At 42.7% G+C, this 22385-nt stretch carries 16 protein-coding genes; 2 read left to right on the top strand and 14 right to left on the bottom strand.

The features are described 5' to 3' along the window. Positions 1 to 16 precede the first annotated feature (16 nt). The 9 genes from EXU57_RS15830 to EXU57_RS15790 all read right to left on the bottom strand — a co-directional run bounded on the left by EXU57_RS15830 (position 17) and on the right by EXU57_RS15790 (position 17836). A complete protein-coding gene (locus EXU57_RS15830) occupies positions 17 to 1714 on the bottom strand; it encodes a site-specific DNA-methyltransferase (RefSeq protein ID WP_133269213.1) in 1698 nt (565 codons plus the stop codon). 1 nt (position 1715) lies between these two features. After that, a complete protein-coding gene (locus tag EXU57_RS15825) occupies positions 1716 to 4598 on the bottom strand; it encodes an SNF2-related protein (protein ID WP_133269212.1) in 2883 nt (960 codons plus the stop codon). Positions 4599 to 5329: 731 nt separating this feature from the next. Then, entirely contained in the window at positions 5330 to 6421 is a 1092-nt protein-coding gene (locus tag EXU57_RS15820) for a hypothetical protein (RefSeq protein WP_133269211.1), read from the bottom strand. 352 nt (positions 6422 to 6773) lie between these two features. Further along, positions 6774 to 7187, bottom strand: coding sequence for a helix-turn-helix transcriptional regulator (locus tag EXU57_RS15815; RefSeq protein WP_133269210.1), 414 nt, complete (start codon positions 7185 to 7187; stop codon positions 6774 to 6776). Between the two features lie 1169 nt (positions 7188 to 8356). Beyond that, on the bottom strand, positions 8357 to 9451 hold the full coding sequence (locus EXU57_RS15810; protein WP_133269209.1) for a glycoside hydrolase family 43 protein: 1095 nt from the start codon (positions 9449 to 9451) through the stop codon (positions 8357 to 8359). A gap of 981 nt (positions 9452 to 10432) precedes the next feature. Next, complete coding sequence (locus EXU57_RS15805; protein ID WP_133269208.1) at positions 10433 to 13888, bottom strand: pectinesterase family protein; 3456 nt, start codon at positions 13886 to 13888, stop codon at positions 10433 to 10435. Between the two features lie 996 nt (positions 13889 to 14884). Then, entirely contained in the window at positions 14885 to 16075 is a 1191-nt protein-coding gene (locus EXU57_RS15800; RefSeq protein ID WP_133269207.1) for a DUF1624 domain-containing protein, read from the bottom strand. Between the two features lie 1126 nt (positions 16076 to 17201). Continuing rightward, a complete protein-coding gene (locus EXU57_RS15795) occupies positions 17202 to 17447 on the bottom strand; it encodes a hypothetical protein (RefSeq protein ID WP_133269206.1) in 246 nt (81 codons plus the stop codon). Between the two features lie 173 nt (positions 17448 to 17620). Beyond that, a complete protein-coding gene (locus EXU57_RS15790) occupies positions 17621 to 17836 on the bottom strand; it encodes an RHS repeat-associated core domain-containing protein (RefSeq protein ID WP_133269205.1) in 216 nt (71 codons plus the stop codon). 121 nt (positions 17837 to 17957) lie between these two features. On the opposite strand from EXU57_RS15790, the gene EXU57_RS15785 reads away from it, so the two are divergent. Then, the gene (locus EXU57_RS15785) at positions 17958 to 18578 is read left to right on the top strand and encodes a DUF4291 domain-containing protein (protein WP_133269204.1); all 621 of its coding nucleotides are present in this window, start codon (positions 17958 to 17960) and stop codon (positions 18576 to 18578) included. Here the strand turns inward: EXU57_RS15785 and EXU57_RS15780 are convergent. Continuing rightward, positions 18559 to 19116, bottom strand: a complete 558-nt coding sequence (locus EXU57_RS15780; RefSeq protein WP_133269203.1) for a hypothetical protein — start codon at positions 19114 to 19116, stop codon at positions 18559 to 18561. The genes EXU57_RS15785 and EXU57_RS15780 overlap by 20 nt on opposite strands. Before the next feature lie 568 nt (positions 19117 to 19684). On the opposite strand from EXU57_RS15780, the gene EXU57_RS25905 reads away from it, so the two are divergent. Then, positions 19685 to 19918, top strand: coding sequence for a DUF4291 family protein (locus EXU57_RS25905; RefSeq protein ID WP_133269348.1), 234 nt, complete (start codon positions 19685 to 19687; stop codon positions 19916 to 19918). A gap of 61 nt (positions 19919 to 19979) precedes the next feature. Here EXU57_RS25905 and EXU57_RS15770 read toward each other — a convergent pair whose 3' ends face one another. The 4 genes from EXU57_RS15770 to EXU57_RS25830 all read right to left on the bottom strand — a co-directional run. Then, a complete protein-coding gene (locus tag EXU57_RS15770) occupies positions 19980 to 20480 on the bottom strand; it encodes a hypothetical protein (RefSeq protein ID WP_133269202.1) in 501 nt (166 codons plus the stop codon). A gap of 207 nt (positions 20481 to 20687) precedes the next feature. Then, positions 20688 to 20978 carry a hypothetical protein gene (locus EXU57_RS15765; RefSeq protein WP_133269201.1) on the bottom strand — a complete coding sequence of 97 codons (291 nt, stop codon included), beginning with the start codon at positions 20976 to 20978 and terminating at the stop codon, positions 20688 to 20690. Between the two features lie 301 nt (positions 20979 to 21279). Continuing rightward, complete coding sequence (locus EXU57_RS15760; RefSeq protein ID WP_133269200.1) at positions 21280 to 21660, bottom strand: hypothetical protein; 381 nt, start codon at positions 21658 to 21660, stop codon at positions 21280 to 21282. Next, positions 21651 to 22385: RHS repeat-associated core domain-containing protein (locus EXU57_RS25830; RefSeq protein WP_165958173.1), on the bottom strand; the 735-nt coding region annotated here is incomplete at its 5' end. The genes EXU57_RS25830 and EXU57_RS15760, both read right to left, overlap by 10 nt.

Raw genomic sequence — 22385 nt, 5'->3', positions numbered from 1 at the left:
GTTTTTTACAATTTTTCTAAAATAGTTCTGGTTGATTTTCTGCTTTCAATTTTTGCTTCTTTGCTTTTGTTGCTATATGCTCTATAGTTTCTACTGCCTGAACACTTTCTTCAGTTGCTACCCCTTCTTCGGTAGAATTGACAATGTTCAGTGAATAATCGTCTTTGCCAAACTCACATCTACCTAAAAGCATTTGAGGGATTTTCTTGATGGTGATGTTGCTATGCCTGTTCTTGCATTCTTTCTTGAAGCTCTTGCAACATATTAACAAACTCTCATCAGGCTGCATCTCATCTTGAAGCCTGTCCAGCATTTCAACTGTCACAAATTGAGTAGTGGTAAAAATGAAATCCTTTTCTGATGACTTTCCCTGCTTCCAATAAATGCTTTCATCAGGTGAATAGTGAAAACCTTCCTGTTTTGCCATTGCTGCTGCAAGCATATCAGCATTGTATTGAGCATCTATAATCCAATTTCCATATTGGTCTTGCCTTAATAAACTTGGTGCAAGAGTATAGAACTTGAAGCCACCACCACCTTTCCAATTGATGGTTTGGCTTATACCGCCTTCATCATTACCAGCTACAACTTGAGATAATCTTGGTAAGCAGTGTGTTATAGCGTGACTACCTAATTCAACACCAATCCATCTTCTATTCATCTTGTGAGCAACTGCTACAGTAGTCCCTGAACCAAGAAAGCTATCCAGTATAATTTCATTTTTATTTGTGGCTAATTCTACTATCCTTGAAATTAACCGTTCTGGTTTAGGAGTAGCAAAGACACTTTCCTCATTGAATTTTCTTACCTCTTTCTTTGCTTCATCATTGTGTCCTACTTCATCATAACCCCAAATACTCATTGCAGGTATTGTATCTGTTACTTCAGATATAAAACGTTTGTAGGCAGGTCTTGAACTACCATCTTTACCAAACCATATCCTGTTATCTGCTATTAATTCTGCAAATTTTTCTTTAGTATATCTCCAACTTGTACCGGAAGGTGGAAGTACCTGTTTTCCATTTGGAAGTTGTACTGGAAAGTAAGCATACTCTCTAAATTCGTTTCGCAAGACATCTGAAGGTTTCCAAGGACCTCTCGGGTCATTATCAGGATTTTTGTAACGTGTTGTTTGCTTTTCCGTCTTTTGTAGTCTATTGAGATTTAGCTTCTCTATGTTCTTAGCATAAACCAGAATGTAGTCATGTGCTTCAGATATAAATTTGGTATCGGATTTCGGAGCATACTTTTTCTGCCAAATTATAGTAGTGACAAAATTCTTTCTGCCAAACACCTCGTCCAAAACAACTTTTAAGTAATGACATTCATTATCATCTATCGTTATCCATATGGAGCCATCTTCAGCTAATAATTTGTGTAAGAGCCTCAGTCTCGGAATTATAAGATTTAACCATTGCGAATGCTCTACACCATCATCATATTGTTCGAATGCAGTACCAGTGTTATATGGGGGGTCAATACAAATACATTTAACCTCTCCTGCGAAATCAGCTTCTATTGCCCTCAAAGCAAGAAGGTTGTCACCATGAATTAAAATATTACTATCTGCAATTCTGCGACCTGATTTACCAATAATAGGCATGTGAACCCCATATCCTTTAGTTGCATCTTCTATGAGAATACGCGGTTCTAAATTCGGTTCGTCTCCTTTACCTATCCAACTTAATTCAAGTTTTTGCAGTTGCTTTCCCATGTTATATTATCTGCCACTTAATAGTGAATAATGTTTGTTTCTCTGATTGTTGTTTTAGCCGCTTTTCTATTTCATCCAGTAAGCCTTCTTTCCTTGTATCAATATCATCTTCACTTTGATATAAAGACATTCGCTTTTCTGACAGTCTTTTTTCAAGTTCTTTTATGGCTCTTTGTTCTTTTACTTTTTGCTCCAGGTTAAGCAGCTTCCGGGCTTCAGTCTTTCGGGACTTTATTTCCTTCTCTAATTCCTTCAATTCAAACTTTAAGGAGTTGCGTACATCCTCTGCCCATTTATCCAGCTTCTCTACTTCTTCATCAAAAAAGTGATTGTTCCTTTCTGCATTCTCCTGGCTTATTTCTACTACCTGTGCATGGTATAGTTCATCAAACTTTGTTTGCAGTTCTTCAGGAAACTCTTCGTGCATGGCAGCATTTTCAGCAGCTAATGAAAATAAACGATGGCATTGCTCTTTATCCAGTACGATACCATCATCAGTAAATGCGGCAAACATTAGATAGTCTTCTGCCTCAAATGAAGTGATGGTTAGCTGCTGCAATTGCAGCCAGCCAGTAGCGCCTTTTAGTGGTTCTAAAATGCTTATGAGTTTCTTAGAACCTGATAAATCAAATACGACCTGCTGTAAGGGCAGGTTTAAAATCTTGCATTGCTGAATTACCTTTTGTGCTAAAGGATGACCAACTCGGTAGATATTCGCATCGTCTATGTTTTTTCCTATCCTGTAAGGTCCAGAATGAATTGGCTCTTTTGGGAAAGGATTTTCCTTCAAATAAAACGAATCATCGGAGTGGTCAAAGACTGCATAAGGTTCTAAATAAAACTTGGTAATGGACCAAAGCCAATCTTCAAACTTGCCTAAGTAGTCCCTACTTTGAAGAAGATTGAACCGAAGTTTTTCATGTACTTCTTCATCAAAATTCTCTAATAAGGTTTTACGTGTTATATCAATCTGTTCAGCGATGCCGCTTTCCATCTCTTCCTGTAGCTTATCAAATGCTGATTGTATGGCTTCGGGAGTACGACAGGTTTGGTAGATATTTACAATCCGCTTTTCAAAATCAATTCCGCTTTCAATAGTCCCTAAAACTTCATCACTTGCTCCAAACACCCCATGAAACAATTGAAACTTTTCATCTAACAACTGATAAACTCTTTGGTCGGCAGCGTTGGCTCTATTTAAAAAGTTCACAACAACAACATCATGTTTTTGTCCATAACGGTGACAACGACCAATTCTCTGTTCTATTCTTTGGGGGTTCCAGGGCAGGTCATAGTTTACAACTAATGAGCAGAATTGAAGGTTAATACCTTCGGCTGCTGCTTCTGTTGCAATCATAATGGTTGCTGTTTCTCTGAAATAGTCAACCAAAGCAGCTCTTTTGTCCGCAGTACGTGAACCAGTGATTATATCTGTACCCTTGTGTTTTTCTATCCATGCTTTATAAATAGAAATAGATAAGGGGTCGTTATTTGAGCCATTAAAAAGTACAATCTCATTTTTATAGCCTCTGGCTTCTAAACTATTTTTCAGGTATTCCTGGGTTCTTGTACTTTCTGTGAAGATGATAGCTTTTCTATTTGCACCCAGCTCCTGTAGTTTTTCAAACCCTTTTTCCAACGCGGTAAATAAAACTTCACCCTTAGAATTTATTCGGATTGATACTGCCAGCTTTTTGAAATCTTTTAAGGCTTCTATTTCCTTCCTGATGTCCTGTATTTCATGTTCATTATATATCCGTTCCTCTTTACCTGTTTCTTCCTCTTCATCATCTAACCATTCATCTTTCAATTCGTCGTAGGTTTCAAAGTTGGTTGCAACAGTTTCTTCAAATGGAAGTGCCGGAGAATTTTGTTTGTTTACTATGGTCTCGAGCTTGTTAGCTAATGCTTCTAATGTACCGGAAATGGCGTAGGTGGAAGAAGCAAGAAGTTTCCTTAAAATCAAAGTCATTAGCTGCCGTTGACTTGGCGGCAAAGCATACAGGTTATCACTTTGTAAGTAATCTGATACCAGATTGTATAGACGCTGCTCATCTTCTGTAGGGTAGAAATCTTGCGTAAGGGCAATCCGGTTTGTATATTTGATGTATTCTAACACCTGCCTGCGCAGTGTTCTTTTACAGATTGGTTCTAACCTTCTTTTTAGTTCCTCGAAGTTTGTTTCGGTGGACAGCCTTGTGAACTGCGTTTTAAAACTTTTAAGGTCTCCAAAAGTGTATTCATCAATGATGCTTACCAATCCGTATAACTCTAATAAAGAGTTTTGTAAAGGGGTTGCTGTTAATAGGATTTTAGGGGCAGGGAGCAGGGCTTCTTTAATTGCCTTACCAATTTTGTTTGAAGACTTGTAAACATTGCGTAAACGGTGGGCTTCATCAATGACTACTAAATCCCAATCAATTTGCTTAATGTAAACATCTTTAGACCGTGCAAACTGATATGAGCAAATTACAATGTTGTCCTTCTGGATGAAAGGGTTAAGGTTGCCCGACTTAATGGTCTCATTGAATGACTTCGCTTCTAAGATGTAAGACGGCAGGAAGAACTTGTCTGATATTTCCTGGTTCCATTGTTTTCTAAGGTTTGCCGGTGCGATAATTAATATCTTCCTTCTTCTCTCTGCCCATTTCTGTGAAATGACTATACCGGCTTCAATGGTCTTACCTAAACCTACTTCATCTGCTAATATAGCTCCTTTAGAAAGCGGCGATTTGAAAGCAAACAATGCGGCTTCTACCTGATGTGGGTTTAAATCAACCTGTGCATCGGCAAGCGAAGCAGTGAACTTTTGCAAGCTATTAGAAGAATAGCGCCTGGTAAGTTCATGAGCAAAATATTTAGCGTGCAACGGTGTTAGCTCCATTTTTGCTTGTATTGTTTTAAAACAAGTTTCAGCGCAGCTTTTACTTGCATCTCGTATTAACTGTATTTAAAACCCTTTCAGCTGACAGAACTGTTATTAGCTCATCTTCAAAGGCAGAAAGAAATGTAGCCAGTTTCTCTACCTGCGTCCGTTTTGCTTTACCTCTATTCTTTTTCTGCTTGCTGACAGATCGTGTTTCTGTGATCGGAAAGGCAGGAGCCGCCCAGAAAACAAGGCCTTTTGATTCTCTATGTTCTCTTAGGGTTTCATCAAAGGATCCCAATTGATTCATATTTCACTTGTCAAGGATAATCAAATATAAGGGAAGAAAAGCAAGATAGAACTGTAAAAAATAACGTCCTAGAAGATTTATTCAACTAGACAAAAATCACTGGAGTGACAGTATGAGTAAAAAACAAGTGTACCTCTAAAAGGGAGACAAATCTGCCTGAGGCTCAAAAAACTGACCTCCACACCCTAAATAATATTAAAGCAATAATTGCTCCTATCCAGGAAGACGTAGGCATTCTTGCAATATTCTTAAATCATTGTGCGGTACTTCAAACGCCTTGCCGAATTCTACCTTAAGTGGTTGAAAAACGTGATACATAATCAGCAAAAAAAAAACGCTTAACTATTTATGAGATATATTTTAATTGTTGTTTATAGTTGCTGGTAATAACAACTTGCAACGGGCATTGCGGCAGGGCACCCCAACAAGGGCAAAAAAGCTAAAGCTCTTTGACCCCAATTGCCCTCCCACAAGGGTAACTTGAATCAATATAGCGCAAGTGCCCGGGTAAAAAGGTATTAGGATTATTCCTGCACAATATAAAATTAAGTCTATCTTTCTCCCAGCCTTTAATAAAACTTATATAAGCAGGATCGTCAGACATTAAAATAAAAGGGACGTGGGGGTTACTATTTACAAAATCACCTATCTCGAAGCAAATGATTTCGTCGGTTTTAACAAAGCAAAAGTCAAACTCATAATTATCAAGCTGAAGAAAGTCTATGTCGAAGTCAAAATTGGTTAACTCATGATAGATAGAAATAAAGACTATTACCTTTATTCTGAGTTTTTGCCCGTCCGTCTGTATTAGGTTCGGCAAATACTTTTTTAGTTCAAGTATTAAATTTTCGAATTTCCCCTTACCATACTCTTCTCCATGGATACGTTGATATAGTTGCTTAGTATCTCTTGTTGCCTGCGCTAGATAAATACCATCAATCAAAATTGAAGCATCAGCATTTCCCGTTAAAGCTGGCTTTAAGAACTTGAGATATTCGTCACGATACCCAATTTGTGCTAAATATTTACTTCTTTCATGATCCCAGCATTCCTCCGTCTCTGGGAACGGAATATTTTCAAACCCGTCCAACCAAATATGATTCTGCGTTTTGTGGTAAATTAGATAAGAGATTACCTTACAACAACCATTAGGATAATTAATAACTTGATTTTCAGAAAAACGAATTACATCCCAGCCTGCATTAGCAAAAAACGAATCTCTTTTGTCATCTTTTCCTGTAAAATGTATTGGTTTCGCCTGTTTAAAAGCGTAAGGTTCATCTACTTCGATATCTATTATATAACCCTCTTTTTTAGAAGCGATGACAAAATCCGGTTTATAATTATCCTTTTCAATATCTCTAATTAAGTACTTATTGAAGTACTGATTTAATTTATACTCGAAGAAAGTTTCCGATTTGCCCGGTTTACTTATAATATCTTCTTTGAAACGCATGTCCGGTTCTATATCAGTTAGTAAAACTTTGGGATAGTATCCCGAATCAGTGAAGTCAAAGAACTTAAGGTCCATCAGAAAGAAATTTAGGTAGCGAAGATAACTAATTGATTATAATGGCTGGGGAGTTAGAGTGGAAGTCGGATGGGCAGATTTGCTAGTGGTAATAACCTGGTTGTGCGAGGTGTTCCGTAGTGCACCTAAAACGTTGGATAAAGTCTACTCTCGGAACAGCCGGAAGCAAAGAATAGCCGAGCATCGATATTCATCAGACCGGAACTTCATCGATTTACTTGCTATCTGCACAATCAATTTGCATCTAGCTTTCAACTTGCAGAGTCAAATAGAAGACAATGAAATATTAGAAATTTAGGATGTCCTTTATTTTACAATCAAGGTCACCTATCCAGTAATGCAATCCATAGATCTAAACCCTCCTGTCTAAGATCTTCTCCAACTTTCCAATAAGTTCATCCCTATCCTTAATCATTCTTTCGTACAACTCCACAATCTTGTCTAAAGGATTAAATGAACATTGGTAGTTCATGGCCGATGCAGTAGCATTATCATGGAAGTCGTGGAAAGTATTGGAGATAATATTAATCGCTGCCTGCTCATCAAATTGCTTAATCGCCTCTGCGCTTACGTGCAGCGCCTTCCCGACTTCCTGTAATATTTCATCTTCAACCACCTCCTTGTCTTCGAGCCGGGAGACTTTGTGCTGCGACCAGTCGTCTCCAAGGGTGATTGCAAGGGATTCCTGCTTGATGCCAAGCATTTCGCGAAGCCGTTTGATGTTGCGGCCGTGGTGTACTTTACCGGGTGTTGGGGAAGTAGTCATACGACAAATATAATTGTTCAGACGTGTTTTCTGAAGGGTTTTCCGCGAAGTAAAAGCGATAATTTACGAACGGATCTACATTTTTTATCCTCTGGGAGCATCAAAGATGCAAGGCCAATGCGGGTGCATTATTAACCTTGTTAAGGTCTTGCAAACCGATGTGGTATCGAGGAAATGGTCCTCCGTGGATAGCTGTTGTTTCTCCCCATCACGCTCAGTTACTTTCTTTGTCTTGAAACAAAGAAAGTAACCAAAGAAAATTCAAGGCAAACCCGAATGCCTCCGGCCGTTTTGCCGCCCACCCACTCTCAGCTTCAAAGTTGAACTCACCTGTACTTCTATGCAAGGATTTGAATTTCTATTAAGCAGCCAATTCCATGTGTTCAAAGGTATCCCGGTGCTCAATCAAAAGTAAAGTCCTAATAAACGGTTGTGAATTGCGAACGGTATTTAGCTGCATCGGCAGAGTACTTCGGAAACTCACCCCAGTATCACAAAAAGCTAATTGAAGATCGATGCGGCTATTTTCACCGACCGTTCTGTTGCCTTCAGTCACTGAACAAGAAAGCTGAATAGCATTCTGGCCAGTAAAAGAGCTAACGTTGAGACACTTTTTTAGCGGCTTAACAACGAAACACAGCCCGTCCTGAAAAACTTCGGGAGATGACAGGGATAAAATGGATAAACACTGAAAATCGTTCTTCGAAGCAGAAAAATATCCTTTGTCAAATCCCAAGGGAAATGGATTGTTATAGGATATGATTTATTCAAAATCCGACTTTGATCTGTCCAATCCGTGTCATCCGTATTCCTATTCCGATGAGTAAACACGGTATGTACAAGTGAGTAATAAAACTGATAAACACGGTTGATCGTTCTGCGAAGCAGAAAAATATCCTTTGTCAAATCCCGAGCGAAATGGATTGTATAGGATATGGTTTATCCAAAATCCAATTTTGATCTTTCCAATCCGTGTCATCCGTGTGCCTATTCCGCTGAATTAAACTCTGCAAGTACAAGGGAGTGACACAACGATGTCGAAGGTAGGTCCACCGCCGGCTACCAAAAAATAAAACTGCATCTCATGGCAAATGTTTCATTCCGGGTTCGAAAGCCCGTGCATTGATTAAAAGAAAGCATATCAACGCCTTGGAACACCCCCGCTCCCCCTATTTCAAATCGACCTTCCAGTATTTGGCCAGGGCCTCCAGTTCCTTCTTCGTGAGGTGGGTGACCGCGCCATGTTTGGGGCTGGTGAAATTGGTGCCTTTCATGACACCTTCGTTGAAGTGACCGACATCACGGAAGTTGACAAAATCGGTGGTTTCACTAAAACCCATATTGTTGGGACGCAGGCCATAGATATCATACATCAACACCCAGGTATTGGTGCCAAGGCGCTTGAAGACATTGGGCGCCTCGGTAGACACTTTTTCGGGGTCGATCCTTTTTCCACCGGGTTTATAGCCGGCATTGACTTTATCGGAAGTAGCCTGCCAGATTTTTGCATCGCCCACATAAAACATCTGGTACCCACTACCTACCCTTGTAATGTCGGCATCTATACCATCGATACCCTCTATCTTTTTGGGCACGGTTTCCAGCCTGGTGAAATCGTCATTGGCATAGGAATAATAAATGTTGGCGTTTTTGTTATTGTAGCGTATGGTAAAGTACACCATCATCCGTTTTGCAATGGGATCATAAATAGTTTCCGGCGCCCAGGAACAATCGATGTCGCCCAGCTCGGGGAAGGCCTTGTCGACCCGGAAATCGGAGTGGGTCCAGTGCACCAGGTCGTACGACTTCATTAATACCAGCGCCCGGTTGTTGCCCCAACCGTATTTGGCCTCGGGCCGCTCCCACGCACTATCGCGGTAGCCGGCCCTTTGTCCGTATATGTGCAGGTCGGTCATAGCCAGGTAAAAAGCACCGTCGGGACCACGGGTGATGTGGGCATCACGAACCCCCTTCTGCTCCGCTAATTGCGAACCAATGAAGATGGGCTGTCCCCTGTTGACATCGGTGAAGGTGTAGCCATCTTTACTGATGGCGAAATACGCCGAATGCGTGGGGTCTTTAAAATACACCATTAAATAGCCACCAAGGTCCCGTTCGGCGGGGGCCACCGCACGCCTGGGTTTCTCCAGTTTGGGAACAATCCTGATCGCGGGACCTTTGGCGGAGTCGGTTTGTGCAGAGCTGCTATTTGTAAAAAGGGACAATAGCAGGATGGTGGCGAAGCAAAAAAATCGTTGAATCATGTAGGTTGATTTCAAGACAATATTACGAAGTAAGCATGGCACACAGATAACGCGGATTGAACGGATTTTCACAGATTTCTTTTACAGGGAACAGGCGATTCAATCACATCTGCTGTGTTAAGATGATATTTCGTCTGCACTAACGTGTCACGAACAAACAAGTATTATCAACGAATGGACGGTGATCACTTCCATCCGTCGTATCCGTGTCATCCCTATTCCTATTCCGATGAGTAAAGACCGGACGTACAAGTTCCGCCCGGCTGACACCAGTCGGACGGGGAGTGACCCACCAAAGTGTTGGCATTCGCGTCAACCTAATTTCGTCTTATATAACAATTACGTTGATGGAGACGTCATCGCCAGGCCATTCCGGTTATACGCTTCAATCTTCGCTCATCCGGCCTTATAAAAATGGCGTCAAGAAAATTGACAGATGTCTCGTTAAGCAGCGAAAATCCTGAGTTATATTCCAACGATCTTCATATGTCTCCGGCGACCATACATTAACAGATCGGCGATAGCTTTTTCGCTGTAGAGACATTGGGCAATTTTTAGCCAATTTTTATACAGCCTTGATTTTTCTTTGGTTACTTTCTTTTCATTAAGGAAAAGAAAGTGACTCAAGAGCTTTAAAAATCAATGAAGCTCTTGCCCACCGTACATTACGTGAGATTCTCGAAATAGGAAGGTTGACGCCTCTTCCAAAGTGTTGGGGGCACGCACAACGATGTTGAAGGCAGGTCTACCGCCGGTTACCAAAAAACCTAATAAACCGCATTAGAACAAGTTTATTCCGGTGCAACAAAGCCCAATTAAGGCGGACTAATAAAATTCTCCTATCTCAAACTCACCTTCCCGTATTTCACAAGCGTCTTTGGTTCTCGGTGATGGGACCGGTGAATGCATCCCTTTTCGGACGGATAAATTCCCGCCTTCAAAAAGCCTTCGCCATAAGCCAAAATCGAGTATAACACAACCTTATTGCTTCGAGAATCGTATCGTTTCCCTCCCCTTTCCATCCTCGTAAATTAACAGGTAGCTACCCGAAGCCAAATTTCTGATATTGATTTCCCTTGAAGTGGAATATGCAGGTAAGGGCAGGGAAAGCATCATAGCGCCATCAAGCCTTGTAATGTTGATCTGCGCATGGTTTGATGCAGGATAACTTATCCAAACCTTATCTGTTGCGGGATTAGGGTAAACAGCAATCTTACCAGGCCAGTTAAAGTTCGCCAGCAGTATGTTGCTGTACTTGTAGCTGCCATCGATGTCGACCTGCTTTAACCGGTAATAATTCAGGCCCTTCAGGGGTGTACCATCGGTGTAACGATATTCATTCTGGTTAACCCTATTTAACGCAGCGACTGCACCAACTGTCTTAAATGCACTGTTGTCTGAACTACGCTCAACCACAAATTCTTTGGTATTGCTTTCGTTGGTTCTGGTCCAGGTGAGATCAACGCTATTGGTCGCTTGGTTCGCCGTTATATTAAACGACAACAAGGTTAAGGGTAAAGTTGCCTGGGTGTTCTGTATACCAAAAGCTCCCAAGCCGGTGATTCCACTTGCGGTAGCTACATAAGGTGAGGCCATTGTGCCGGAACCTGTAACCGTTGCCGGAAATTGCTCCCATGCACTTCCGTTAAATCGAATGATGGAAACAGCTTGGGCCGGATCAAAACCCGCAGCCTGGTCAGCAACCGTCCAGCCAAAACCCAGGGTAACGGTGCTTCCACCAGCCACATCATTATTAATGGTCCACTGCCGGTTCACCACCCTGTTTGCACTACTAACCGGATGATCAAACCCTACCTGTAAACCCACCGAATAATTATCCATTGTGCCGGTATGGCTAATCGTTACCGGGTTGTACGAGGAAGCAGTAGCCGATACCGGGTAAGTTACCGGGGTATTACCAACCGCTCGTTTAAGCAAACCCCCATTGAGTACAATCAAACCACTATTGGCACCGCTCCCGGCACTCATAGCGCTGGTTTTTGTTGCATCAACTACACCGCCTTCGGCTACCACAATCCGGGAAGTGCCATAGGTACTGCCAGCGGTATTGGTCATCGAGAAAGTCGTCCCGGTTTTTAAAAGGCCAACTACGCCAATGTTCATGATCACCGAAGAAGCCGCGTTTACCGAACCGGGAACCATGTTAGCACTATTGGTAGCACTTAAATCCAGGGTTCCATTGATGTTGTAGGTGATATTACCCTGTGGGTTAGCTGTAGTGGTACCCGTGTGAAAGCCACCCCCCGGCTGGGTAATCCTAACCGTTTTCCCCGCGTTAACCGTAATGGTTACCACTTCTGTATTGGTGTTGGTTGAGGTGTTGTAATATCCCGTGAAACCTATGTTGTTGCTCATGTTGAAATCCATGTCCTGGTCGATCACTACATTAAGGCTGTTAGGGTTAGGTGCCAATGGCCGGAAGCGGGCGATGGATGTTGTACCCGTTCCCGTAATGGTGAGCTCTTTACAACCCATTGCTACTTCCATCACGATGCCGTCCTGGGTTCCGGAGGTTGAACCAAACAAGCCGTTATTGGTTACCGATGCCGTTACCGGCGCCGTTCCATTACCCACACGAAGGGTTTGCGTAGCACCGGCGAGGGCGTTGGAAATCGAATTTAAGGATGCGCCGTTTTCGATGGTTAAACTGCCCGCGCTTGCCAATACATTTAAGGTTACGGTGTGGCCCGACCGAATGGTCGTATTGACGTTTGATGGAGACGTACCCAAAGCCACGGGAGCCCATGAAGCGGTCGCGGACGAATACGACTGCCATACCGAACTGCCACCTGCACCAGTGTAATTCCAGGTGATCGAAGGCGCTGTGGTATAACCTGAACCTGCGTTTGTAATGTTTACACCTGTAACCACTCCGTTGGTTAGTATAGCCGTTCCGGTTGCAGTGGTTCCACCTAATGGTGCAGCAGAGAACGTTACGGTTGGTGGTACCGTAAATCCACCTGGGCTGGCAGTGATCGAAACCGCACCAACAGCACCGGCCGACAAAGTTGTGAAAGCTGTAACGCTGTTTGACCACGGTCCGGAGTTGGCAGAACGATACTCTCCATTTAAAGGAACGGAGATGTTTACTTTTAAGATGGTGTCGGCAGTATTGGTTTGATAACCGCTTTTGGAAGCAACTAACTTATAAAAATAAGAAGTGCCGGAGGGTGGCAACACGTCAGTAAACTGGTAGGCCACAGTGGTATCGGTGATACTGGTAAATGAATTAATAGGAGAGAAGTTCAGGCTGTCGGTACTCCTTTGTAACTGGTAGGTCACCCCGTTTATGGGCCAGCAGATATTAAACAAAAAGGTTGATTGGGACGACGAGCGATTGACCCTGAAATTGCTGATCGTAATCGGGGCGGAAAATGGTTGACATATCTCTGCCAATATGGTACAAGGATCCCAGGAACCGAAAATATTGCTGTTGACAAAATAAGGCGCTGCTTCTGCATCGCTGAACGCTTTTGTCCAGCTGAGCCGCTGGCTTAAGTCGACCAATGTTCCGTTGAAATAACGGGTTTTATATTCGGCGTAGGTGATTAAAGCGGTATTGGTCTCGGGTGTCCAAACCTGCCACCTTGCAGGCAACACAGTGGTACCCATTCTACAGTTTAGAAAAACCACTTTTGTTTCGGAGGTATGCGGGGGCGCTGCATTGCCCCAGGGACGACCCAGGGTATATCTTGTTTGGCCATTGTTATTCGGCAGTAAACAATTTCGAAAAACATAACCGTAGGTTTGACCAGCGGGAGTACTTGCAGCAGTGAATACGCTGGTTGTAGAACCATCCACCCGGTCCCTGTTGAAGATCACACACGAGTCAAAGACTGCAATTGCGGAGCCGTAGATATAGTCGGTGTTACCGTCGAAATAACAATTGGTGAAGTACTGCTTTCGGCCATTGCCATTCGCCATCACGGTATCCTGCCCACTTACAAATTTGCAGTTCTTAAAAATAATTCGGTCGCCATTTGCCCTTACCGCTAACGCCTGGGGACCATCGTATTTACGACCCCACGCGTTTTCTATGGTCATGTTCATAAAAACACAATCATTGGAAAAGATGGTGATGGTGGCAATTTCGGTTACACCTGGTTTGCCCGCATAGTCATCCCACGTAAAAATGGTTTCATTAACACCCTCACCAAAGATATGCAAAAAAGGTTTGTTGGTGGGGATGGTCACCTTTTCTACATACTTGCCCTTTTTTACCAGGATTTTATATGGCGTTGCCAGGTTGGCTGGTGCTGCGTCGATAGCCGCCTGTAACGTAGCAAAGTTTCCTGTACCATCTTTTGCCACAACAACCTCGTATTGGGCAAAGGCTGTGGTGAAAGAGGAGAGCACAAGAACAAGTAAAAAACCAAGGTGCCGCTTTGCGGAAGATGAGGCTGGCAAATATTTCATATGAAAAAGATAAACGTTAGTAGTGCAATTTTAATAGAGGGCCGATTTAGCTGTGTGTATTTCGTCGATTGATTAGCGGTATATTGAGAAGTGTTTTCAGCTAACAAAATAACACTCCCGGGGCAAAGCGTTGACATTAATATTTAAAAGCCGTTTAGCTTAGGAATTTTTTTTGGACCCAGCTTTAGAAATGCTATTTCGCACCGTTGCGTCGCACTCTTGTACCTATAATTCAGTATTCGCCTTTTATGCAGTGCAGAAGCTTAACGAAACGAGATCAATTAATATTTAAATGCCGTTTATCTGAAGGTTCATTTCATTTATCTGGATACCAGCATTTGTTTTTTATAGCATCATCGTTGCTACGTCCGCCCGGCTAGCCCTGCCCGGATGACGCTCCGCCCGGATGACACTCCGCCCGGATGACACTAGTCGGACGGGCAGTCGGACGGGCAGTCGGACGGACATTTGGACGGGCTCAGTTCAACAACATATCAATGGGGAACTTAACGCAAAGCCCATAACGACCTGTGGCCCATTGCAACACTTATCGGCAAACCAATTAACGCTTTCAGTTAGGAGTTTTTTGTGGACCTAACGGCAGAACAACGAAGAAACATCGTGGTGCTTCAACTCTTTGTGTAGCCTTTACTAAACTACATGGCTAACCAAGGGGTGAACTCGGTCATCAACGCAGGGCATCACTAGCGCAACTTTTGGGGCTAACTTTTTCAAAGAAAGCAGCAATGCTTTCTGTTGCGATCAGCGAACCTTTTTACAATGCGATAATGGTTTGCTTTACTTTTTTCGCGGCCCGAAGCCGATATTAATTTTCAACATGCTTTATGTAGAGCATTTGAAGTCGCTTCACAATAGCCGCACTAAGCCGCACATCTCAAAAGTTACAAGGTCTGTACAATTAAGCAAAGACTTTAACAACGTCCGTCTATTTCTCCCAATGTTTAAGGTTGACGACCTTGCACCTGCCCTGCGCGATTACAGGTAGCTCACCCACCACTGGTGGTGGGTGGCTTTATACCTGTTGAACCAACGGCAGAGCGGGTATAACAGGCCTATGACCAGCAGCCATAGCCCATATACAATAGGGAGCGAAAACCCGAACTGCTGGGGCCGGAAAAGAAACGGGACCTGGTCGGAAATGATGTCGTTGCTTCCATAACCAGACAGGAAAAAGATGATCACGCAAATGGTATGTATCAGGTAGATGTGCAGCATATAATAGAAAAAAGGGACCCGTCCATACACCGTCATCCAACCGGTAAATTTGTTCCTGACATTTTCGATCAGCGCCAGTGCAATCAAAGCTATACCAATGGTCATACAGACAAACAACATCGAAGGCGGGTATTTGGAAACGTTCAGGAAAGAAAGCACGGTATAAACAGGTGTACGCTGCACCGACCAGTGTGCAGGATCGCCATAGCCGTTTAACAGTCGTACGATAAAGAAGAGCACCAGCGACCCGGCTCCGATACCCAGCAAAAATTTTCTTCTTCTCACAGGATCGAAATCCCTTCCGTAAAGTTTCCCGATGCCATAGCCGCAAATCATCACACCGAGCCATGGCAGAAATGCATACACCACAAGCACAGTCTGCGATTGGGTAAGACTATAAAAAGAGTAATTTCCTTTATGCATCAGGTCCCACAACAACCCCACTTTCCCATTGCGTTCCGCTTCGGCATAATCAATCGTATTATGCCCAAAAACAATCAACAATCCAAGCGCCACCAGGATAGGGTGAGGCAGGTGGATGAGTATTCCAAGCAGTAGCATGCTAACGCCAATGGCCCAGATCACCTGCAAAACAAACAGGTTGAAAAAGGGATTGAAGGTCCACCCAAGGGTGACCACCGTAACCTCAATTAAGATGAGCCATAGCCCCCGCGTGATCAGGAACTTGCTTACCTGGCGCTTTGACCGTTTCAAACCCATCAGGTAGGCAGATGTACCGGCAAGAAACACGAATATCGGGGCACAAAAATGCGTGATCCACCTGGTGAAGTACAAAAAGGGTGTGGTGGTTTGCAGATTCAACGGATCGTCCAGAAATGCGGATTCGTGAAAAAAGTCACGTACGTGATCAAGGGCCATAATGACCATAATTATTCCACGAAGCAGATCAATGGAAGTAACCCGTCGGTTAAGGGTAGCGTTTTCTGACATTTTTATGGATTAAACATTTAAAATCGTTGCCGTTGTTTTTAGGTGTTTCGAAGGGCAAACCCGAACCTGGGTAGCGGTTGTTCTTTGAACATTGAGATGACACGAGATTGGCAACACCGAGGTACAACTTACAACTGTCAGACAAAGAAACAGATCGTGGGTGAGAAGCCCTATACTTCGGATGTATTAATTTCAGTTTACTGGTAAGGGTTCCTATAATCGTATATCCATGGGAGTAAAACTTACGCAAGCCGAACCGTGCGGCTTAGTCTTCAAGATATTCAGGATAGCTGCGATTGGAGGTCAAATGTTTAAAGCCGACAATATACTCCGGATATACCGAGGTTTGTTGATTACCCCATTTTACATTAAGATCCATTACTTCACAGGAGGCTCCTATGGAGCCGGGAAATAGATGTTAATATGATTTTCTATAAACAGGAAGCTGCTATGCAGCTCCATGTCTGCTGGCGATGGTTTCATGACCAGGCAGGACAAACAGCATACGGGTGTCGGGGCATATAATTGAAATTTCGGCAGTCTAGGCTCGGGAGTATGCTGCCGACCGGAATAACTAACCGGTTATTAAAACGATTGATGAATAATATTCCGGGGGATTACTACGAGAAGGTGATCTGCCGACGATGATTCTTGGCTCCATAGGAGCCTCCGGTTTATAGAATCGGGACACAAGATAGTCGTCAGGGCTCCATAGGAGCCTCCTTTCAGAATCGAGGGGTAAGAGCCGACAAAAAAGGCTCTCGTTTCTCGAGGTGTTGGGCAACGCACCTCTAACATCCTGATGGAACCTATTCTGGGGACAGTTTAGAAATCAAAGATGATTGCGGACTACAGCCTACCTAAGTGTACCAAGTCGATTACCCCAAAAATTCTATAAAGCGTTTTTATCTACTCAGCTTCGAAACGCATCAGTTCACAAGTTAACCTTGAGATGGGATTCCATTGAAGCTTTATTATACCAGTAGGCCAGTAAAACCTGGCCAAAGAAGAAGTTTAAGTCTCAACCTTTTTGTAAGTCTGGAATCATCCTTCGGAAGACACTCGAACAACGCAGAAAACACTTGATCAATTGGTCTTTCCTTTCAGACTTTACTCAGTAAATCCGCTATAACTTTTGATATTTAGTTTCAGAGACTTCTTCCAAAACATCCTGTATGTTGTTGGCGTGCATATAATTTTTTACCCATTGAAAATATGCTTGTGGGGGTGGGTAGAGGTTTGGTTGACTCGTCCAGTAATTCTCACCATGTAAAATTATCATGGCCCAATGATACTCGTACTCATGAGTGAGATAAGCAACATCGTGTTCATCCTTGGGCACATCTTTGACGAAATCTGCTTGATTTGCCATGTTTATAGCTTCCTTTTCAGTTAGGCCTCCGTATTTCACAAGGCATGCTACAATCTTATTTACGAAAGAGTAATGGCGGTATATATAGGTCTTTCCATCAACGCTATTAGTGAACGATAAGGTAAGTTTTTCGGGATTCGTTCGACACATTTTAATATTAATCTTAACGGCAACTAACTACTCCTTTGATGCTCTGTACTGCATCCCCCTGCAAGCCTGATCGGGTCCTGGCTGAGGTAGATGCCTTCGTCGGGGGAGTAGTAGCGAAAGCGGTTGTAATATAGCCCGGTTTCCTGATCCTCGTATTGTCCCTGGTCGCGGAAGAGACAGGCTGAAGATGATGCCCTTGTGTCTACAGAGCGGCAAATAGATTTCGTAGTTGGCTCCAAATGGTATCGCTTTGAAGCTTATTCAAGTCGTTAACACAACTGTTGCACGGCCTTAATAAAACCTATATCTTGTTGCGGCCATTCTCAGAAAAGGTCAGTTACAAAATGCAGAGAGTTAAAAATGACAGTTGCAATATCTGAGGAACTCAGGCTACGGCAGATCAGAGCACAATACGATAACGAGAGCATCACAGTTTACCAGGCATATAATGCCGATATAGCCAAGTCGGCAGTTTCAAGTCAAACTTTTGTTTCACCTCCCTTCAAGATGGGGAGAATGACCTGGATTAAACCATCTTTTTTATGGATGATGTATCGTTCAGGTTGGGCAACTAAAGAAGGGCAAGAGCATATTCTGCGCATCAAATTGAAACGGGAAGGTTTTGATTGGGCGGTACGTCATTCGTGCTTGTCTCACTTTGATCCACGGGTACATTCTTCCTATGAGGAGTGGAAGGCAAATTTGGCGAATGCACCTGTTCGGGTCCAATGGGACCCGGACCGTGATCTCTATCTTCAGCCTTTAGAGCAACGAGCAATTCAAATCGGCCTCTCAGGCATTGCGGTGGAAAAATACATAACGGCCTGGATAGTAGAGATCTCGGATATCACAGAAGTCTGCTATTCAATTAAACGTTCCTTAGACAAAGGAGATGTGGAAGACTGTTATCGGAAGCTGCCCATGGAGTATCCCTACAAATTAGCTGAAGATCTCAAGAAGTTCACAGGGGTTTTAACGTAAAGGCATTTTTCACCTTTTCATACTCTCCCTTTACGTAATCACTGCTTGTATTTTCACTTATTGTTTTGATCCTTTCCCAAGCTTCTTTACTCCCAATAGCACTTAACCCCCATATCGCTTTTACCGCTATAGTTTCATAGTCAGCTACATTGAAGCTCTCACCTGCATATAAAACTACCTGGTAAATTGCTTCTACATTTTCTACATCCTTCATTGAAACCAATAGGTCTAGTAGCATTTCATGAAGTTGATGCCAGTTTTCTTTAAGTAGCTTTTTAAAAATTGGGGCATACGTTCTTAAAGGTGTTTCTAAAAAACCTATTAACATCAGCCCATACTCAATAGTCTCTGTATCTTTATTATGATAAGCCTCTTCAAATACATCTAAGAGAAATCGGTGATTTTTTTTAAGATCTACCGGGAACAACTTAAAGAACTCGGCTCTTGATATTGTGTTGTACTTAGTAGAAGTAGCATTGCTCTGATTATTTGAATGCATTGCAAGTGCCATTATTAATTCTTTTTCTCTGCTGCTCATATAGTGACTTTTAAAAAGCTCAATATGTTTTCATCGAAAATGTCTAGGACTTTTCCTTTGCCAAGCCCGATGTTAATTTGTTGGGTTGAGGTTGAACGTAGTGTTTCTGTTTTGAAATATGCATTTGTATACGTCCACCCTTTTCGCATGTCCATATTGGGATACTGCGAAAATGCCCTTGTAGGTGAGATAAAGGTCTCGCGCGTTGCAGTTATTTTATTCGTTCGTAAAAGTATATCATAGTGTTCCTCGCTCATTGTCCGATAAAAACGTTCAACACTTCCATCACACTCACTCAACCCCCACATATCCACCCCGCCCTATTATTATCGCTCACATACCCATACAACTGCATCCCACCTGCAAGCCCGATCGGGTCCTGGCTAAAGTAGACCGCCCTTCAAGATGGGGAAAAATAATCGGGGATTAAAACGTCTTTTTTATGGATGATGTATATAGATCAGGTTTGCAAAAAAGCGGGGCAGGATCATATTCTCCGTATCAAACCGTAATCGGGAGGTTTTGATTGGGCGTTACGTCACTCATGACTTTCTAGTCTGGCTCAAGAATAAATACATCTTACGATGAGTGGAAACAAAAGCTAGCACATAGCCTGGTAATAATTCAATGCGACCCGGACCGTGATCTCTATCTTCAGCCTTTAGAGCAACGAGCAATTCAAATCGGCCTTTCAGGCATTGCGGTTGAAAAATATATTACGGAATGGGTAATTGATATTACCGATATTACCTTTAAATTTAAAACAATAAAGCAGCGGATCAAAACAGCTTGGAGGCGGTAGCGTTGCTTCCGAAAGAAACCAAATATTCTTTATCCGATGACTCAAAGAGAATTATTGGTGCTTAACATAACGCCTTTAATTGCCTGTCTGCAAACCCCTGAATGACTTTGTTTGGACTTCGGCTTAGTAACATCAATTTTTCCGTTGCTTCCTCAGAACCAATTGCTCCTAATGCATAAATACATTTTCTAGCTAATCCGAAATTGTCATCATACGCCAAATATTTCAGTTTCAGACCACAAGCCTCATAAAGCGCATTTACGGTTCGGGAATCTCTCAAGCCCTCCAAAATTCTTGGAATATCTTCATGCGTGGTATGCCAATTTGCTAACAAAAGATTAGCGAGTACTTCAGAAAAGGCGCAGGTGAAACTATGAAACCGAAAACCCAACATCAAAGCATACTCGACTAAGTCAGCGTTCCTTGACGTATAAACTTCCTGCAACCTTTCTAGGATGAAAATCTTGTTTTCCTTTAAGTCAACAGGGAATTTTCTGAGAAACTCTTCATCAGACATTTGTCCGGATATCAGGTCTAAAATCAAACTTTCGTACTGTTTCATATCTTAGGATTTAACGGCACATCGTTTCTTTATCAATGCGGTGAAAAGATAGAATGTGGAAATTACATATTCGACTGCTTTTGGTTTAGCAAATCCAGTTGTTATGGGTCGTTCGAGGTGTTTCGAAGGGCACCTCGAATTCTGCCCAAAATCTTTTCTTAGAGCGACCACCATAGCCGCCTGATCGAAGACTATGAAATATTTTCTTTAGCCCTGGTCATTTTCGCTGTTTAACGCAGCTTTGAAGGAAAGTTCTTTACGCCCGTCCGACTGAGCATCCAGGCAGGCCATTTTATAAGGCCGATTAGCTTCAGAACCGATTTTTCGAATGGCCAATGAAATGTTTTGCACGTTCGTACAGCCTTTACCAAATAAAAGGCTCAACTCAAATAATGTTGAATGAGTGTGTCCGAAGCGACGTGTTTCGAAGGGAACCTCCACCTCTGGATAGAATTTGCTTTGTAAAACAGTTTGGTTACAGAACTCTCCTGCGCGCATAAGGCTTTCGAAAAATCGCGTATGTACTCCCGAGGAGGTCAAAGACCTCCCGATATCCTGATTTCGAGGTCATCCTGCGGAAGACACTCGAACAACCCCTCACCCTCCGGAAGAAACTCAAACTACCTTATAGCGATTGATCGAAGCCCAGATGACGGACCCATTTGTTCAAACGGAATTTACCTGAAAAAGTGTGCGTTAACTCAGACAAGTGACGGGCGGGTTCTAGGTCATGCTGCGGAAGACACTCAACCAACAGCGGAAGGATGAGTAAAGAAGCGCAACAGCGTGTCTTTCAATTTCAAGCATATTCAAAGCTTGATTTTGCCAGACCATTCTCCCTTCTGTATTTTCGATTCCACTCTCGATAGTCAGCGGGAAGTATTTCACTTACCCCTTTGTGCCAATATAGATCTCCATAAATTAAAAGCATTGCCCAGTGATATTCATGTTCATGAGCAATTTGAATTGCTTTGTTGAAACTGTTAATTTTCTCAGATAGAAATTCATCCAGTTCAATTATTGACTCAGCTTCTTTTAGTTCTTTGTTCGCATATTTGACCATGATACCTTTTATCACTTCAATGAGGGTAAGCTGGTTAACAGTTATAAATTCTTCGGGGTTTTGTTCATTACGTAGAACTATTCCATCTTTATACTGAGGCTTCTCAACTAGCGACATATGGAGCGTGTTTTATATTTATCAAATAATGCGGCAGCCTCCTTGCTAAAAAGAGCTAACTGTGAACCTTTCGAGATTGGTTTAGCGTCATAGTCTAACACATCTCCTGGATTTCTTACCATAGGTCCTGCTACCGCGTCAAAGTTATGCTGTAATGTTCCTAGTCTGCCCTTTGTAACAAAATCTTCCCACTCAGAAGTAGGCCCTTCAAAAACTTTGATATTCAGTTTTATTAGTTCGCCTTTCGGTATATTAAATTGTGTTATAGCCGTTCTTCCTTTTGCTGGATTGAGCCAGTCTTGTGCCTGTTTCAAATCATCTGTAACATAAAATCCTCTCTGGCCACCAGGGTTAAAATCTAAGTTTAATCTACCTCTTGACAAGTCTATTGAACCAATAATTTCACGTCCTGCATGATAAAACGTAGTAACATCCACACCTGGGGCAAGCCCAAAAACATCAAGCAACTTACAAGTGTCCCCCACATACCCATACAACTGCATACCTCCTGCAAGCCCGATCGGGTCCTGGCTGAGGTAGGTGCCTTCGTCAGGGGAGTAGTAGCGAAAGCGGTTGTAATATAACCCGGTTTCCTGATCCTCGTACTGTCCCTGGTAGCGGAAGGGACAATCTGCTGCTTTGCCCTCGAGCTGAGTCCGGATCCGGCCATAGATGTCGTATTCCGCTGCCCACGTTCGCTCACCCTCCCCATTATACACCTCAAT

Source organism: Segetibacter sp. 3557_3 (assembly GCF_004354985.1).
GTDB lineage: Bacteria > Bacteroidota > Bacteroidia > Chitinophagales > Chitinophagaceae > Segetibacter.
This window is presented reverse-complemented; position numbering and strand designations above follow the sequence as displayed.